The following is a 17,633-nucleotide window of genomic DNA, read 5'->3' on the forward strand; positions in this document are numbered from 1 at the left end:
TTAAATTGAGGTCACAGTAATAGAAAAAATCCATATCAAAGGTTGATATGAATTTCTTCCTTTAGCCATATAAAAATTACTCAGGTTTTCCAAAGTACGGTGTTCCGTCTTCTTTCCACGTAAACACTTGAGCTCGTGTATGTCGATTCGGATCGTACAATGGATCTCCAACAATCTCTGTATATGTTCGTGCATGATAAACAAGAATATCCCCAGTTCCATCTTCTGAAACAGTAAAGCTATTATGCCCTGGACCATATTGTCCCGCTTCACGGTTCGTTTGAAATACGGGCTTATCCGATTTCGTCCAAGAGTTAGGATCTAATAGATCACTAGTTTCATCTGCTGAAATCAATCCCATGCAGTAGTTTTCATCTGTGGCACTTCCTGAATAAGAAATGAACACACGACCATTTCTTTTAATCACAGCAGCACCTTCGTTTACCCAAAAGCCAATCGTTTCCCAGTCAAACTCTGGTTTCGAAATCATGACCTGAGGACTTTTGATGGTCCAAGGATTTTCTAGTGGAGCGATATACAGATTAGAGTTTCCTCTTATATTAGGATCCTTCTGTGCCCAAACCAAGTATTGCTGCCCATTATGCTCAAAGGATGTCGCATCTAATGCAAAGGATTCCCAATCGGTTTTAATTTGTCCCTTTTCCTCCCATATACCTTCTAATGGGTTAGCAGACTTATTTTCAATAGCAAACATACGGTGATCAAACAAACCGTTGATGATTTCTTTTGATTTAGCAGCTGCAAAGTAGATATACCAGCTTCCGTTAATAAAATGAAGCTCCGGCGCCCATATTAATGAACTCATTGGCCCAGTCTCATGCTTTCTCCATGCCACAACTGGTTCTGCCTCTGCAATTCCATGTAATGTCTTTGAACGACGTACCTCAATTCGATCGTATTCAGGGACAGATGCGGTAAAATAATAATATCCATCAGTATGCTTGTAGACCCATGGATCGGCTCTTTGCTCTAAAATTAGATTTTTATCTTCTGTTTTCACCATCATGGACTCCTCCGATTTCTTCTATTTTGCATCCCTTACAGGTACGCCAAAATTTGGTGTTCCATCTTCATTCCATGTAAATACCTGCGCACGAGTATGGCGATTATGATCCCACAGTGGATCTCCTTCAATTTCTTTGTAGTTACGAGCATGATAAATCAGAATATCCTGTGTACCATCTTCGGATACAGTAAAGCTATTATGACCTGGACCATACTGGCCATTTTCTTCACTTGTTTGGAAAACTGGCTTATCAGCTTTTTTCCAAGACTTAGTGTCAAGCAAGTCACTATCCTCATCTGCCGTTAAAAGACCCATGCAATAATTGAAATCGGTTTTGCTCGCTGAGTAAGTCATAAAAATCTTACCGTTTCTCTTTAATACAGCTGCTCCCTCATTCACTAAAAATCCGATGGTCTCCCAGTCATATTCTGGTTGTGTAATCATCACTTGAGGACCTTCAATTTCCCAAGGGCTCACCATTTTGGCTATATATAGGTTAGAGTTTCCTACAATGTTTGGATCGCGTTGTGCCCATACATAGTATCTCTCCCCTTTATGTTCGAAGGTGGTTGCATCTAGAGAAAAGGATTCCCAATCTGTTTTCACTTGACCTTTTTCTACCCATTCACCCTCTAAAGGATTAGCTGAATCATTTTCAAGGACATACATGCGGTGGTCAAAAATGTCATCTGCTCGTGCGGCTGCAAAGTAGATATACCATTTCCCATCAATGTAATGAAGCTCCGGTGCCCAAATATTTGCACTCATTGGTCCTGATTCGTATTTTCGCCAAGCAACAACCGGTTCTGCTTCCCCTAGTTCTTGGATGGTTTCTGCCCTTCTTAACTCAATTAAATCAAATTCAGGAACAGAAGCAGTGAAATAATAATAGCCGTCTGTGTGCTTATACACCCATGGGTCTGCTCGTTGTAACAATATTGGATTGTTTAATGTCTCTACCTTTTGCATGGTCTTCACCTTTCCTTATTAAACATATTGAGGACTCACTTTTGCCACTTCATTCAAAAATTTCAATGCTGTAAAGCGGTTACGGAGGTGGTGTGCTTCTTGTAAGCTTCTATTCACTAACTCTTCACTGATTCCAAGCTCTCCTGGAGTAACTGCACCATTTAATTTTTCTAATATCTCTCGAAGCCTCTCTGGCTGAGGGATTTCTTCATAAATAGATTGGATCACTGGAAGATGCACTTGGATATTTTTGACTATGAATGGATCATCTATATTCTCCATATTCTTTTCTTCTGTAATAAGCTCTAGAAACTCGCGTTTATAAATATCAGCTAATAGTAAAGTAGCAACAGATACCTTTGCTCCATGAAGAACGGCAGGACGGCCCAGTTTCAAAAACTCCATTTCCCAGTAGTGAGATAGATGATGCTCTCCACCAGAAGCTGGGTGAGATTGCCCAAATAAAAGCATGGCTAATCCAGACTTGATAAGCGCCTCAATTAAAATCCGAACACCTTTCTGATCTCCCGCTTCAATTTCCTCCGCATGTTCCACACAATTCTCTAGGGCATCTCTAGTGATTTGTGCCGATAGAGGGCAATATGGTTCCCCAACTGCTACGTGACCGAGTTTCCAGTCTGCTAGAGACGTATATTTGGCCATCATATCACCAAACCCTGCTGCAATCATTTCTCTTGGCGCAGACTGTAGAATCGTTAAATCAGCAAAAACAGCAATAGGCGAACTCATCTGAAAGGTCGTTTTTACTCCGCGAACGATGAGAGGAGCACCTAATGACGTAAATCCATCAACTGAAGGAGCAGATGGTACGGAGATAAACGGAATTTTTAGCTTTGTCGCACAAAAACGTGTGATGTCATGAATCGTTCCCGACCCAAAAGCGATGAGAACATCAGCTTCTGTCGGAATGTCAAGTAACGCCTGAACAAGACATTTTTCATCGGCAACGACATCATTATTTTCGTCTGGTTTTAAAATAGTTACTGAAAAAGGAATATTCTTTTCTTTTAAGTGTTCAGCGAATCTTTCGACTCCAGCCTTATACGTTTGTGCATCTGCCACAATAACCACTTTTTGATAAGCTTTTCTTTGAATAAATTGAGCGGCTTCTTTCAGAGCATCATTTCCAATCTTTATCGCTTCAATCGGAATCGCATTATGATGATTTCCACAGTCACATTGTTGGCTCAAAGTCATGACGTCTGCTATATAATTCTCCATTTTGGTACTCCTCCTTTTCCAATGCCTATTTAAAACGTTCCAAATTTATAGGTTGTACTTGATGTAAGCGGCTGATCCTTCTCAATGATGCAGCTAGGAAATTCTGGATGATGAACGGCATCAGGTAACCCTTGAGTTTCTAAGCAAAGACCTAGATACTTTCGAGCGGGAACGCCTCGGATCTCCCCTTCTGCTTTGATTTGTGTACCAGAATACAAAACCACAGCCACTTCATCTGTTTCAATCGTTAACTTACGACCACTTTCTTCATCCTTTAGTACAATCTCTTCATCATGACGTGAGTCTAATAAAAATGGATGGTCATACCCTTCACCAGCTAGTTTATTTTGCGGATGGTGGGATTCTGCTCCTTCTCGTATGACACGTCCAGCTGTAAAATCAAACGGGGTATTCTTCACATCTGCGGTCTGTATTGGCAGAAGCTCGTCGTTCAATTCAAGGTATTTACTGCTTTTTATAAATAGAGTGTGGTCTAATGTATCACGTTTTAAATCTCCACTTAAATTAAAATAGGAGTGGTTAGTCATGGTTAGAATGGTCTTCTGATCGGATAATCCTTTATAGGAAATCTTTAACTCATTATGATTGTTTAACGTGTAGGTAACCGTTACTTTCAGATTTCCTGGATACCCTTCTTCCCCGTCTGGACTAAAGTAGGAAAACTGTACTCCTGCCTCATCTTCACTCTCAAGAACTTCAGCATCCCATATGACCTTGTCAAAACCCTTAATTCCACCATGAAGATGGTTCCCATTATTATTTTTTGCCAAGGAAAAGGTTTTGCCGTCTAATTCAAAGGAAGCTCCTGCTATGCGTCCAGCAAATCTACCAATAACTGCTCCTAAAAAATACGAGTCTGCTAGATATTCATCGATGGAGTCATAACCAATCACTACGTTTTCCATTACTCCATTTCGATCTGGAGTAATTATCTTTGTGATAATACATCCTAAAGTAATACAGCTTACGCTCATTCCGCCATCATTTACAAGTGTGTATGTATCTACGGTTGTGTCATTGATTTGTCCAAAGTATTCCTTATTGACCTTCATTTTCGTCCAACCTTTCCTAAAAACGATGAATATAAATGATTCCATATCACCACAAGGATGATATGGAAGAACTCACGCTTATTTTTGCTTTGCTAGACGGATGACATTCCAAGATAACTTCGGTAATAGCGCTTTCACTCCACCGTTCTCTTTTTTTGCATTTCCATTAGAGTGAGGAGCAACTGGTGTCCCCTGTGCCGAGTTCGTCTGTTTGATGTCATCATTCTCTAACACGATATGCTCAATCACTTCGTAGCCCTCAAAGTTACGGATATCCACTTCTAAATGTAATCCTTCTTCGAGATGACGGTTGACAGCAAAAATCGTTAATGTTTCATTTTCTTCATTATACACTGCTGTTGACTCAAGGAATGGTACATCTGTGAAATCTTTACTATCATATTTTGAACTTGAAATGATAGGGTTTAAGCCTACTCCTCGACCATATACAGATGTGTGCATATATGGATAGAAGATGGTTTGTTTCCACGCTACTCCGTTGCTTTCTGTCATAATTGGAGCAATAACATTTACTAACTGAGCCAAACAAGCAATTTTTAATCGGTCTGCATGCTTTAACATAGTAATTAGCATACAGCCTACTAAAAGGGCATCTTCAAAATTATAAATATCTTCAAGTTGCGGAGGTGCAATACTCCAAGGTTCTATTTGTTTATCTGCCTCGTTGCTGTGATACCATATATTCCACTCATCAAACGCCAAGTGAATTTTCTTCTTGCTATGTTTCTTCGCTTTAATATAGTCTGCAATCGAAATGACTGAACGAATAAAGTCGTCCATTTCTAATGACAATGCTAAGTAATTAGAAATATCATTATCACGGTTACCATAGTATTGGTGAAGAGAGATAAACTCTACATGGTCATATGTGAAATCAAGAACAGTCGCTTCCCAATCCGCAAAAGTTGGCATTTTGCGATGTGAGCTTCCACATGCCACTAGCTCAATCGTTGGGTCTACCCACTTCATTGCTTTCGCCGTTTCTTGAGCAAGACGTCCGTACTCAGCTGCTGTCTTATGTCCAATTTGCCACGGGCCATCCATTTCGTTTCCTAGGCACCACGTCTTAATTTTATGAGCCTCTTTAAAACCGTGAGAGATTCTGAGATCACTATAATAAGAACCACCTGGGTGATTACAATATTCTACTAAATTTCTTGCAGCATCAATTCCACGTGTCCCAAGGTTCACCGCCATATTTACTTCAGCGCTCACTAGTTTTGCCCACTGCATAAATTCGTTTGTTCCCATTTCATTTGTCTCCGTTGTACGCCAAGCTAGATCTAATCTTCTTGGACGTTGTTCTACTGGACCAACGCCATCCTCCCAGTTATATCCGGAAACAAAGTTTCCACCTGGATAACGGACAAGAGGGACTTGCAACTCCTTCACCATTTCGATTACATCGTGTCGAAATCCATGTTCATCAGCAGTAGGATGACCTGGTTCATAAATGCCCCCGTACACCGCACGTCCTAGATGCTCAATAAAAGATCCATAAATTCGATTGTCAATTTCAGAGATTTTAAAGTCTTTTTCTAAAATCATTTTCGCCTGATTTTTCATGTGATCTATTCCTTTCTGATTCCATACAGAGTATCGGGTTTTGTATGCTCTCCTAATCTATTTAGCTAACTTTTTCCCATTTTGGCTTCCCAGCAAAAGGACAGCTTTTGTTTTTAAACTTAGCTCGATAGCGGACAATACATCCGCTATGAGCACAAGTAGTTCCATATTGCAATGATGAACAGCCTTCACAAGCTGTTAATCGCTCTTGATAGACTTCTTCAGAAACGATTAGGCTTGGCTGTTCTTCCATTTCTTTTATCAGTTCCTCTATCACTTCTTCAGTGACAATCACGCTTTCTACGCAGCCTTTACATAAGCTTTTCCCGCTCAAACCTTCCACCCGCCTATTCTACGGATAAAGTAACAACACTCATTGGAGGTAACTTGATAGATAACTTGTTGTTTTCCACTGTAAAGCTTGTAAATTCTACTGGTTTCACCACTTCAGGTTGCTCAAAGGTATTGTGAGCGTTCATGCTTGCTGCAGTTAAAATGGTGCCTTTTACCTTTGAAGTTCCAGCATTCACTCCACGAAGGTCAAGTTCTAGAACAGATTCGTTTTGATGATCAATATTACATAAGCTCACATGAATGGTTCCCTCTGCATTTTTAGAAGCAGAAGCGGTTACTTGTGGAAGCTTTTCTCCGTTGTACTCATACTCACCGAATGTTGAATCTACAGCGATACGCTCAGCATCCTGGTGAACTTTGTACATATCAAATACATGATAAGTTGGAGTAAAAATCATCTTTTCCCCTTCCGTTAAAATCATGGCTTGTAATACGTTTACGGTTTGAGCAATATTCGTCATTTGAACACGATCGTTATGTTCATGGAAGATGTTAAAATGCAAGCCAGCCACTAATGCATCACGAATCGTATTTTGCTGATATAAGAAGCCTGGATTTGTTCCTGGTTCAACATCAAACCATGTTCCCCACTCATCAATGATCATGCCAATACGCTTATCAGGATCGTACTTATCCATAATGGTGCTATGCTTTGTTATCAATGTGTTCATGTGTAGAGCTTTTTTCATGGTAATGAACCACTCATCTTCAGGGAAATCAGTAGCTGATCCCTTTCCTAGCCAAAAATCACCAGGAATGGTGTAATAGTGAAGACTTAAGCCGTCCATTAACCAATGAGCATTTTTCATTAATACTTCGGTCCAATTGTAGTCATCTACGTTGGCACCACCAGCAATTTTATATATCTTGTTTTGACCATAATTTCGGACGTACGTTTGATAACGACGATACAGATCCGCATAATATTCTGGTCGCATGTTACCGCCACAGCCCCAGTTTTCATTACCGACACCAAAATACTTCATGTTCCAAGGCTCATCTCTACCATTTTCGCGACGCCAGTTCGCCATTGGTGATTCGCCTTCGAATGTCATATATTCAACCCACTCGGACATTTCTTGAACGGTTCCGCTACCCACGTTTCCACAAATATAGGGCTCACATTCTAGCAATTCACAAAGAAGCATAAATTCGTGCGTTCCAAAATGGTTGTTTTCGACGACTCCACCCCAATGCGTGTTCACCATACGCTTACGGTTTTCCTTTGGACCAATTCCATCCTTCCAATGGTATTCATCAGCAAAGCAACCACCCGGCCAGCGAAGAACCGGAACCTTTAATTGCTTAAGCGCTGCTAATACATCGTTCCGAATTCCCTTCGTATTGGGAATCGAAGAATCTTCTCCTACCCAAATTCCTTCATATATACATCTGCCAAGATGCTCAGCAAAATGGCCATAGATATTTTTATTAATTTTTCCTTTTGTTACGTCTGCATTAACAATTACACGATTACTCATGAATCCTACCTCCTAAAGACGTTCCTTAATTTTGTTAACGATGCTCTCTACCGTAAAGCCATATTCTTTAGCAATTTTATCTCCAGGTGCAGATGCTCCGAATGTCGGTATCCCGATAATTAAGCCATCTCTTCCTACATACTGTGCCCAACCTAATGGAGAACCTAGTTCAATTGCAACATCCAACTTGCTGTCAGTTGATAAGATAGAGTCTTGATATTCCTTCGACTGCTTATTAAACAACTCCCATGAAGGCATGCTGATCACTCGAGCCAAAATTCCTTCTTGGTCTAGCTCCGCCTTTACACGAAGAGCTAGATCTAGTTCTGAACCAGTAGCTAGTAACTGAACCGTTGGAGTTCCGTTGTCAGAATCTGCCGCAATATATGCACCTTTAGCTATTTGTTCGTTTGCTGTATTCGCATCAATATTTACGGTTAAGTTTTGTCTAGTTAACACTAGAACAACTGGGCCTTCTTGATTTTGTACGGCATACTTCCACGCTGCTGCCGTTTCGTTCGCATCCGCTGGTCGAAGGACTGTCACATTCGGAATTCCTCTAAGTGCGGATAATTGCTCAATTGGCTCATGTGTCGGTCCATCTTCTCCTACAAAAATGCTATCGTGAGTAAACACAAAAATAGCTGGAAGGTTCATAAGGGCAGAAAGTCGAATAGCTGGTTTTAAATAGTCTGAGAAAACAAAGAAGGTAGAACCAAAAGGCCTTACTCCTCCGTGTAGCGCCAATCCATTTACGGCAGCTCCCATAGCGAACTCTCTTACACCAAAATAAATATTTCGGCCTTCGTAGCTTTCTGCTGAAAATCTCCCTAAATCCTTTAAGTGCGTCATAGTTGACGACTCTAAGTCAGCCGATCCACCAAAAACATTCGGTATTCTTTGAGCTAAAGCATTTAACACCTGACCAGAGGCAATTCGAGTGGAAACAGAAGTACCTTTTTCATACACAGGAACGTTTTGATCCCAACCTTCCGGAAGCTCGCCTTTTAAGTCTCGCTCCAGTTGCTTAGCTAGTTCAGGATAAGCTTCCTTATATTGACTCAACAAGGCATCCCATTCTTGATTAGCCACAATTCCACGTTTTTTTACCTCAAGCCAATATTCCCTTACTTCTTCAGGAACATAGAAATCTTCCTGCGGCCATCCTAAGAATTCCTTCGTTAACTTGACCTCTTCTCCTCCAAGCGGAGATCCATGCGTACCTTGATGCCCAGACTTCCCACCTTTGTTCGGACTTCCATATCCTAGTGTGGTCTTTACTTCAATCAAGGTAGGTTTTGTCGTATCCTTTTTTGCTTCTAATAAGGCTAATTCAATCGCCTCTAGATTATTCTCTTCTTCTACTCGAAGCACCTGCCAGCCATACGCTTCAAATCTTTTTTGAACATCTTCGGAGAATGATAGATGTGCCTCTCCATCTAATGTAATGTTGTTTGAATCATATATAACAACTAATTTACCTAGCTTTAAATGTCCAGCAAGAGAAGCTGCTTCCGCTGAAACACCTTCCATTAAATCACCGTCGCCACAAATGGCATATGTATAGTGGTTAACAAGCGAGAACCCTTCCCGGTTATAAACAGAAGATAAGTGAGCTTCCGCCATTGCCATTCCTACACCCATCGCAATTCCTTGACCTAATGGACCTGTTGTTGCATCTACTCCTGGTGTGTGACCGAATTCAGGGTGACCAGGTGTCTTGCTTCCCCACTGTCTAAATTGCTTAAGATCGCCCAAGGAAACATCATAGACACTTAAATGTAAAAGACTATATAACAGCATCGAGCCGTGTCCTGCCGATAGGACAAATCGATCACGGTTAAACCATGTAGGGTTTGCTGGGTTGTGATTCATAATCTTTGACCATAACACATGACCTGCAGGAGCCATTCCCATTGGCATTCCTGGGTGTCCTGATTTCGCTTTTTCGATTGCGTCAATGGCTAGTGTACGAATTGCATTGACGGCTACATGCTCCACTGTTTGTTTATCAACTGTTTTATTCAAGGGTGTTCCTCCTCTTCCTTACAATTGGGGGCTATTATTTCTAATAGCCCCACCTAGATTTATTAGATCTTATCGATAAATAACTTCATTCCAGCGTAATTCCTTGTTAAAGTCATTTGTTTTTGTATCGTTATTAATGACAACCATTTCAATTCCTGTTAATTCAGCAAAGTCTCTTAATTGTTCTGTAGTTACTTTGTAAGAGTAGCAAGTGTGATGAGCTCCTCCTGCCTGAATCCAGTTTTCTACCGCTTGGCTTAACGAAGGTTGTGTCTTCCACAATACTCGCGCAACTGGAAGGTTTGGCATTTCTTTTTCTGGTTGAACCGCATCCACTTCATTGACTAAAAGACGGAAACGATGTCCTAAGTCGATGATGGAAGCATTTAGTGCAGATCCACCAATTCCATCAAACACGATTCTTGCAGGATCTTCCTTACCACCAATACCTAACGGATGAACTTCAATTCTAGGACGTGTAGCAGAAATGGTAGGGCAAACTTCTAGCATATGTGCACCAAGGACCATTTCATTTCCTGGTTCAAAGTGGTATGTGTAATCTTCCATGAATGACGTTTCTTCATTACCAGCAATAATCTTCATTAAACGTACCAATGCAGCGGTTTTCCAATCCCCTTCACCAGCAAAGCCGTACCCTTGTTCCATTAATCGTTGTACAGCTAAACCTGGTAGCTGACGCATACCGTGAAGATCTTCAAAAGTAGTCGTGAAAGCAGTATAGCCACCCTCTTCTAGGAATGCCTTCATCCCAAGTTCAATTCTCGCTTGGTAACGAATGGATTCTCTAATTGGACCATCCGTTAATCCTTCTGGAACGATTGTATATTTTTCTTCATACTCAGCCATTAGCTGGTCAAGTTCTTGTTCAGAGATATCGTTCATTCGTTGAACGAGGTCACCTACACCGTAACCATTCACTGTCCAACCAAATTTAATTTGCGCCTCAACCTTGTCACCTTCTGTAACTGCTACCTGACGCATATTGTCACCGAAACGGGCAACCTTCAAGATTTGACTTTCTGAATAAGCAACTGCTGTTCTCATCCAGCTTCCCACACGCTCTCTTACCTCTTGGTTTTCCCAGTGACCTACAACCACCTTGCGCTTTACATTTAGTCGACTAGTAATGAATCCATGCTCACGGTCACCATGTGCCGATTGGTTTAAGTTCATGAAATCCATATCAATCGAATCCCACGGAATATCACGGTTAAATTGTGTTGCAAGATGTAGAAATGGCTTTTGTAGTGCGGATAATCCCGCAATCCACATTTTTGAAGGTGAGAATGTATGCATCCAAGTAATAATACCTGCACAATTATCGTCCGCATTCGCTTCAAGCATCACTTTACGAATAGCATCTGCATCCTTTACTACAGATTTAAATACTAGTTTATGAGGAACATTTGCATCCAAACCTTCTACTATTGCACGTGAGTTGCTTTCTACTGCTTTTAAAACTTCTTCTCCGTACAATAATTGACTTCCTGTTATAAACCAAAATTCATAAGCTTTTGTCGTTAACAAGGTAAATCCCCCTAAATAGAAAATGTATTAGTCATATCATAGAAACAAACAAGTTATACGTACAAGTAATGTTATTTTTGCCCGTAATACGCCTTTGCACCATGCTTTCGTAAATAGTGTTTATCTAGTATCGCTTGGGCAATTGGACGAACACCTGGATTTAATTGATACGCTTGCAGTGCCATTTTTGCCACTTCCTCAAGCACGACCGCATTATGTACCGCCTGATGGGCATCCTTCCCCCAGCTAAACGGTGCATGATTTGCCACTAATACCCCTGGAATCGCTACTGGATCGATTCCTCCAACTGCAAAGGTCTCGATGATAACATTTCCAGTTTCCAACTCGTAGGCACGATCAATTTCTTCTTTTGTCATCTCTCTTGTACATGGAATTTCTCCGTAAAAATAATCTGCATGTGTCGTTCCTAACGCAGGGATACAACGTCCTGCTTGAGCCCAGCTTGTTGCCCAAGGTGAGTGAGTATGAACAATTCCCCCTATAGAAGGAAATGCGCGATACAACGCAAGATGAGTAGGCGTATCGGAAGAAGGTCGTAAATTACCTTCCACGATATTTCCTTCTAGATCAACGACTACGAGATCTTCCGCTTTTAACTCCTCGTACGGTATACCACTTGGCTTAATGACAACTAGGTTCTCTTTACGATCAATTCCACTCACATTGCCCCAAGTAAATGTCACTAAGCCGTGCTTAGGAAGATCTAGATTGGCCTGTAACACCTCTTGTTTCAGTTGTTCTAGCATACTGTTTCCTCCTTCATTTCTGAGGAACTAGCATTCTTAAGCTTTTTCAAAGTTTTCATGACATTGTTTTCTCCACGACCGAAGTAGTCATAAAGTCGAGCATACTCGCTGTATAACACATTATAAACAGCCGCATTCTCAAGTTTTGGTTGGTAAAACTCATCCTTCACACTTCCCATTTCCTTCGCAGCATCTGTGATTGTGTCGTAACCGCCACGTTCTTTTCCAGCTGCTACTGCTCCAAACATGGCCGAACCAAGTGCAGGTGTTTGAGAGGAAGCAGAAATTTTGATATCCATATTTAGCACATCAGAGTAGATTTGCATCATTAGTGAATTTTTCTCTGCAATTCCTCCTGCTGCATATACTTCATCGACTGGTACTCCATTTTCTCTAAATGTCTCAACGATCATTCTAGTTCCATACGCTGTTGCTTCAATTAACGCACGGTAGATTTCTTCCGGCTTCGTTAGAAGGGTTGCTCCTAATAGAACGCCTGTTAAGTCCGCGTCCACAAGAGTTGAACGATTTCCATTCCACCAATCTAGAGCAAGTAGTCCACTTTGGCCCACTTTCAGCTGGCTGGCCTTTTCTGTTAGCAACTGGTGGATATTGACTCCTTTTGCTTTTGCCTCATCCTGATAGCTTTCAGGTACACAGTTTTCTGTAAACCACTCAAAATGGTCACCTACACAGGATTGCCCTGCCTCATACCCCATAAAGCCAGGAAGAACACCATCCTCAACGACACCACACATACCCGGAACCATTCGTTCTTCTTCTCCTAGTAAAATATGACAAGTTGATGTTCCCATGATCATTAATAGTTTTCCAGCTTCCGTGATTCCTACAGCTGGCACGGCAACGTGTGCATCTACGTTTGCAACTGCTACGGCCGTACCAGGCTTTAATCCTGTAAGCTTCGCTGCTGCTTCCGTAATTTCTCCTGCCTTAGCACCAATTGGAACTATTTTAGTAGATAGCTTTTCTTCCACTACATTTTCTAATCTAGGATCTAGTGCTTTAAAGAAATCCTTCGACGGATACCCTTCTTGCTTATGCCAGATGGCTTTATATCCAGCCGTACAACTATTACGGTTAATTTCACCTGTTAACTGGTAAATGACCCAGTCTGTTGCTTCTAAAATTTGGTCGGCCGCTTCATATATATCTGGTGCCTCATTTAGGATTTGCCATACCTTTGGAATCATCCACTCGGAGGAAATCTTTCCACCATAACGCTTTAGGAATGCTTCTCCACGATGTTCAGCAATTTCATTCAAACGATTCGCTTCATCCTGTGCTGCATGATGTTTCCATAGCTTGACATAGCTATGTGGATTTGCGCGATATTCCGGCTTTAAGCATAACGGAGTTCCGAATTCATCAATTGGCAATACCGTACAAGCTGTAAAGTCAATCCCTAACCCAACTACATCTTCAGGTGAAACTTGAGCTTTCTCCAACACTTCTGGAATCGTAATCTGTAAAACTTCTAAATAATCTGTTGGATGCTGAAGTGCCCAGTCGTGCTCTAACTTCGTCGTTCCATCTGGTAAAAATTCATCCATCACACCATGCGTATAAGGTTTGACAGCCGTTGCTACTTCCTTGCCTGTTCCAATCTCGACAAGTACCGCTCTTCCCGACTGTGTTCCATAATCAACACCAATTGAATACTTACCCATTAACATCACCCTGCCCTTAGAAAGAATGCGTTTACATTAAGATAAAAAGATGATCCGAGACTTGTCTTATATATCCATCATCGGATTAAAATGTAACTTTTTCTACTTAGAATATAATGTTATGCGTACAAGATAATAGAGGCTTTATATGTAATCCTTTACAATCAACCTTACAAGTTGGCTGTTTTTATTATTTTTTCTCCAACTTGTACGCATAACCTTTAACTTGATTGTACCACCTATCCTTATTTTTTCAATGGTATTTATAAAAAAATATTAAAGTTTATTTGACAAAATTGTTTAAAAATCAGTTCTTAATCATACGGACAGCAAATACTTTTGGTACTTTACAGCCTTCATGTGCCTTAAATTGGATTCTTACACTTGTCTTGTTCTCTGTTACCGAACGTGGAATTTCATACCGTACAAGTACAAACTTGTTCATTTCCTCTAATTCTATTAATCCATCTTTCAAAAGATACCCATCTATACTTAAATCAAAGGATTTCTTGGTTTCTATTTCTTTTGTATACATAACAACTAGCGATTGTGAGGACTCGGAATCTACCATTAATGAGAAAGAAAAATAACCACTAGGCCATGTATCTCTGTACTTACGATTCGACTCCACACCTAATCCAACATGTTCTCCCTGAAACTCATGATCTCGTTCAGGCTGCATTTCACCAAGTTGGAAAAAGTCAACCGTCTTCATCTGTAGCTCACGTTCTTTTTCAAGTGAGGCCTTATAAGCCATTTCCGTCTGTTGCCACTTCTCCACCGAAAATACATCCCAATATACGGTTGTACTACGGTCATGCATTAAATAAAAAGGATACATTTCCACATTTCGCGGATAACCGATTTCTTTCATAAGAAACTGGTGCTTTTTTTCAGCAATTGGATGAATATAATTTGTGATACTAGAATTATTTGTCACAAGTACAGGTGTAAACAACAAATCCTTTGATTGTTCTTTCTCGTTAATCGGACCTAAATCCCCTGCTAACACAAGCGGGCCGCTCATAAAGGCTATTCGATTTGGGTTATCGTTCATCTTTTCGATTCGCAAAGTCATAGGCATAACTAACTCAACCTTGTCTCCTTGCTGCCAAGTTCGAGTAATGGTGACAAAACTTGAAGGTTTGTTGTTATGAAGGTACATTTCTCCATTAACAAAGACACACATTCCTTGTTCTGCCCAATATGGGAACCTAAGGGAAAGGGAGAATGTCTTTGCCTCTTCACAATCAATTGTTACCGTTACCTTACCGTCTTTCGGATACTCAGTGGATTGATGTAGTGTAACTCCCATCTCCACCCAATCAAGCGTTGATGGTACATACTGATTAATGTACAAGGAATGTTCACCATAGAAATAAATATTGTTTCCATAGCTTGAGTGATTCTCCATTCCAGAGCCAACACAACAGGTAAAATCATTAAATTTCGAATTATACACTTTGTGTCCACCCATATCGAGTGAGACAAAATACGTAACCGTTCCTTCTGTTGGATGCTGTGAAGCTAGGATGTGGTTATATAAAACACGTTCATAAAAATCTCCCTGAATCGCTAATGGATTCCATTGAAAGAGATGTTTCGTAAGCTTGAGCATGTTGTAGGAATTACAAGTTTCACATGTAAAGGCACCAAGTCGATCATTTAACTTGTCTGGCTCTCCAAAATGTTCATTCATACTATTCCCACCTATGACATACGAATGGTGGTTGGTGACTTGTTCCCAGAAAAACTCTGCAATATGCCGGTACGATTCATTTTGTGATACTTCGTACTGACGCGCAGCCCCAACTATTTTTGGTATTTGTGTGTTTGCATGCCTACCTGCTAACTCATCCACCCCATTTGCCAGAGGGTTAAGTATTTCTTCATGATGAAATTGTTCAGATAAACTCCAAAAACGATCATCTGCCGTATCAACAGCTAAATCCGCTAAAACCTCTGACATCCCACCAAATTCACAATGTAAAACCTCTTGTATTTGGTCATGCGTTAAGTCCGAAAAAACATCTACTAACCACAAACCTAACTTCTCTTCCACTTGTAGTGCCTTTTGATTATTCGCTAAGTGATAAGCATCTCTTAATCCTGCAAATAATTTATGAATAGAATACAAAGGAACCCAGCCACCGTTTAAGTCAAAACCTTTTGAGCGAATATCACCTGACTTCACTTCCTCAAACAGCTCTTTTCCACGCGGCACACCGCCCACATACCCATTGCCATTCGCATGTTGACATTGTTCTAACTCATCTACCATATAATTCACACGGTGTAAAAATCTCTCATCATCCGTAGAGGCAAACATCATGGCACAACCAGACAAGTAGTGTCCAAGAGTATGACCCGATATCCCTTGCGCTTCCCAGCCCTCGTAATTCTCAGCCTTTGGCTCTAAGCCAGCATACTCTCTAAAACGGGATAATAACCGGTCAGGTTCAAGTTGCAGTAAGTACTCCTTATTTAAATCCATTGCCGCTTTAAGAGGTCCACCAGTCACTTTGACACGATTTAACTTAAATGCATTTACTTCCATTACCTCTACTCCCTTCTACTACTCTACTTTTTTTTCCAATGACGACATTTCCTTGTTGATCCTTACCTGTAAAAACGAGTGTTTCATTCCAATTCTCCCAATCCCAAGCTGGTAATACGATAATCTCACAATGCTTTTCGTCTAAATGAACTTCAAAAATATTGTCTTTTTTATACTCCCATACCCCTTCACCCTTAGCAGGAAGAGTAATTGAACGTGAAGGAATCAGTTCATGTTCATTTTTATCCATCCAAACATACTCCCATTTTCCATTCATCAGACTTGGATTAACAGGCTGTTCCTCTTCACCCGCATATCTTTCAGGAGAAACGAGTGGCCAACCATCCTCAGTCCATACGATCTTTCTTACATGTAAGTAATGCCAATGAGGATCCTTCTCTCCTCTTGCGTGATGAACGATATAATAATCATTGCCATCTTGCAAAACCGAATTATGTCCCGGTGCTATCCAGCCTTCCTTATCTCCAAATTTATATCCACCTAATATCTTCATTCCTACTTCGTTTGGTGGAAGTTCTAAATTGGTCATTTCATTCCCATCATAGTCAAGATAAGGACCCTCTATAGAACGAGACCTTCCCACGCGAATATGATAATTCTTAAATAAGGAATCATAAGAAACGAATAAGTAATATTCATCAAATTCAGGATGATACACAATATAAGGTCCTTCAATCGCAGCCTCTACACTGGTATGCCTTTTAGCAACTAGGATTTCTTTACTTCCTGCGCGTTTTTTTCCTGTTGCTGGGTCAATAGGGAAAACATATAATCCACCAAAGAAGCTTCCATAGACTAACCACGGATTTCCGTCACGGTCAAAAGTAATATTCGGATCAATCGCATTGGGTCCAGGTACATCCTGCTGCGATTTCACTACTGCCCCCTGATCCTGCCATGGTCCTTCAATACTTTGACTTGTTGCAACTCCAATAAACGACTGAGTTTTCCCGAATTGTGAAGCTGCATAGTAAAGATAGTAAGTGTCACCGAACTTAGCTACTTCCGGCGCCCAGAGACCCTTTGCCCCCGTCCAATCGTAAGCATCTTTTGGTATTTCATCGAACGCATGACCAACAAACTCCCATTCTATTAAATCCTTTGATTTCCGGATTTGAATCCCACCAGTTGGAGGTCCACCATACTTCGCATCCGTAGAAAATACATAGTACGTATCAATATCCTTGAAGCTAGCTGGGTCATGAGCATTGTTGATGTTCCACTTACTTTCATCGTGAATAATCGATTCGTCATATAATTTATACTTTATAGGTTCTTTAGGAAACTTCAT

General features: G+C 40.7%; 13 protein-coding genes. All 13 read right to left on the bottom strand.

Going from position 1 to position 17,633, the window contains the following annotated elements; genetic code table 11:
* Positions 1 to 76 precede the first annotated feature (76 nt).
* Positions 77 to 1,027, bottom strand: a complete 951-nt coding sequence (locus ACGLXV_RS05340; RefSeq protein ID WP_391557819.1) for a glycoside hydrolase family 43 protein — start codon at positions 1,025 to 1,027, stop codon at positions 77 to 79.
* Between the two features lie 18 nt (positions 1,028 to 1,045).
* Positions 1,046 to 1,996, bottom strand: a complete 951-nt coding sequence (locus ACGLXV_RS05345) for a glycoside hydrolase family 43 protein (protein WP_391557820.1) — start codon at positions 1,994 to 1,996, stop codon at positions 1,046 to 1,048.
* An 18-nt stretch (positions 1,997 to 2,014) separates the two neighbouring features.
* The gene (locus tag ACGLXV_RS05350) at positions 2,015 to 3,238 is read right to left on the bottom strand and encodes a sn-glycerol-1-phosphate dehydrogenase (protein ID WP_391557821.1); all 1,224 of its coding nucleotides are present in this window, start codon (positions 3,236 to 3,238) and stop codon (positions 2,015 to 2,017) included.
* 29 nt (positions 3,239 to 3,267) lie between these two features.
* Positions 3,268 to 4,311, bottom strand: a complete 1,044-nt coding sequence (locus ACGLXV_RS05355) for an aldose epimerase family protein (protein WP_391557822.1) — start codon at positions 4,309 to 4,311, stop codon at positions 3,268 to 3,270.
* A gap of 78 nt (positions 4,312 to 4,389) precedes the next feature.
* Positions 4,390 to 5,898, bottom strand: a complete 1,509-nt coding sequence (arfA, locus tag ACGLXV_RS05360; protein ID WP_391557823.1) for an arabinosylfuranosidase ArfA — start codon at positions 5,896 to 5,898, stop codon at positions 4,390 to 4,392.
* A 61-nt stretch (positions 5,899 to 5,959) separates the two neighbouring features.
* Entirely contained in the window at positions 5,960 to 6,232 is a 273-nt protein-coding gene (locus ACGLXV_RS05365) for a DUF6171 family protein (RefSeq protein ID WP_240390674.1), read from the bottom strand.
* A gap of 13 nt (positions 6,233 to 6,245) precedes the next feature.
* Complete coding sequence (locus tag ACGLXV_RS05370; RefSeq protein WP_391557824.1) at positions 6,246 to 7,733, bottom strand: alpha-N-arabinofuranosidase; 1,488 nt, start codon at positions 7,731 to 7,733, stop codon at positions 6,246 to 6,248.
* Between the two features lie 12 nt (positions 7,734 to 7,745).
* Positions 7,746 to 9,761, bottom strand: a complete 2,016-nt coding sequence (gene tkt, locus ACGLXV_RS05375) for a transketolase (protein ID WP_391557825.1) — start codon at positions 9,759 to 9,761, stop codon at positions 7,746 to 7,748.
* 69 nt (positions 9,762 to 9,830) lie between these two features.
* Positions 9,831 to 11,309 (bottom strand): L-arabinose isomerase, encoded by a 1,479-nt coding sequence (gene araA / locus ACGLXV_RS05380; RefSeq protein ID WP_391557826.1) that lies wholly within the window; start codon positions 11,307 to 11,309, stop codon positions 9,831 to 9,833.
* 71 nt (positions 11,310 to 11,380) lie between these two features.
* Positions 11,381 to 12,076 carry an L-ribulose-5-phosphate 4-epimerase gene (gene araD, locus ACGLXV_RS05385; protein WP_391557827.1) on the bottom strand — a complete coding sequence of 232 codons (696 nt, stop codon included), beginning with the start codon at positions 12,074 to 12,076 and terminating at the stop codon, positions 11,381 to 11,383.
* Positions 12,070 to 13,770 (bottom strand): ribulokinase, encoded by a 1,701-nt coding sequence (gene araB / locus ACGLXV_RS05390; RefSeq protein WP_391557828.1) that lies wholly within the window; start codon positions 13,768 to 13,770, stop codon positions 12,070 to 12,072. Before araB ends, araD begins: the two co-directional genes overlap by 7 nt.
* Before the next feature lie 301 nt (positions 13,771 to 14,071).
* A complete protein-coding gene (locus ACGLXV_RS05395) occupies positions 14,072 to 16,321 on the bottom strand; it encodes a beta-L-arabinofuranosidase domain-containing protein (protein WP_391557829.1) in 2,250 nt (749 codons plus the stop codon).
* On the bottom strand, positions 16,302 to 17,633 hold the full coding sequence (locus ACGLXV_RS05400) for an arabinan endo-1,5-alpha-L-arabinosidase (protein ID WP_391557830.1): 1,332 nt from the start codon (positions 17,631 to 17,633) through the stop codon (positions 16,302 to 16,304). Before ACGLXV_RS05400 ends, ACGLXV_RS05395 begins: the two co-directional genes overlap by 20 nt.

It is taken from the genome of Robertmurraya sp. (assembly GCF_036676585.1).
Lineage (GTDB): Bacteria > Bacillota > Bacilli > Bacillales > Cytobacillaceae > Robertmurraya_A.

Coding starts and splice junctions, on each gene's coding strand:
- ACGLXV_RS05340 (WP_391557819.1), bottom strand. CDS start 1,027: ATGATGGTGAAAACAGAAGATAAAAATCTAATTTTAGAGCAAAGAGCC.
- ACGLXV_RS05355 (WP_391557822.1), bottom strand. CDS start 4,311: ATGAAGGTCAATAAGGAATACTTTGGACAAATCAATGACACAACCGTA.
- araD (WP_391557827.1), bottom strand. CDS start 12,076: ATGCTAGAACAACTGAAACAAGAGGTGTTACAGGCCAATCTAGATCTT.
- ACGLXV_RS05400 (WP_391557830.1), bottom strand. CDS start 17,633: ATGAAGTTTCCTAAAGAACCTATAAAGTATAAATTATATGACGAATCG.
- ACGLXV_RS05350 (WP_391557821.1), bottom strand. CDS start 3,238: ATGGAGAATTATATAGCAGACGTCATGACTTTGAGCCAACAATGTGAC.
- ACGLXV_RS05395 (WP_391557829.1), bottom strand. CDS start 16,321: ATGGAAGTAAATGCATTTAAGTTAAATCGTGTCAAAGTGACTGGTGGA.
- arfA (WP_391557823.1), bottom strand. CDS start 5,898: ATGAAAAATCAGGCGAAAATGATTTTAGAAAAAGACTTTAAAATCTCT.
- ACGLXV_RS05345 (WP_391557820.1), bottom strand. CDS start 1,996: ATGCAAAAGGTAGAGACATTAAACAATCCAATATTGTTACAACGAGCA.
- ACGLXV_RS05370 (WP_391557824.1), bottom strand. CDS start 7,733: ATGAGTAATCGTGTAATTGTTAATGCAGACGTAACAAAAGGAAAAATT.
- araB (WP_391557828.1), bottom strand. CDS start 13,770: ATGTTAATGGGTAAGTATTCAATTGGTGTTGATTATGGAACACAGTCG.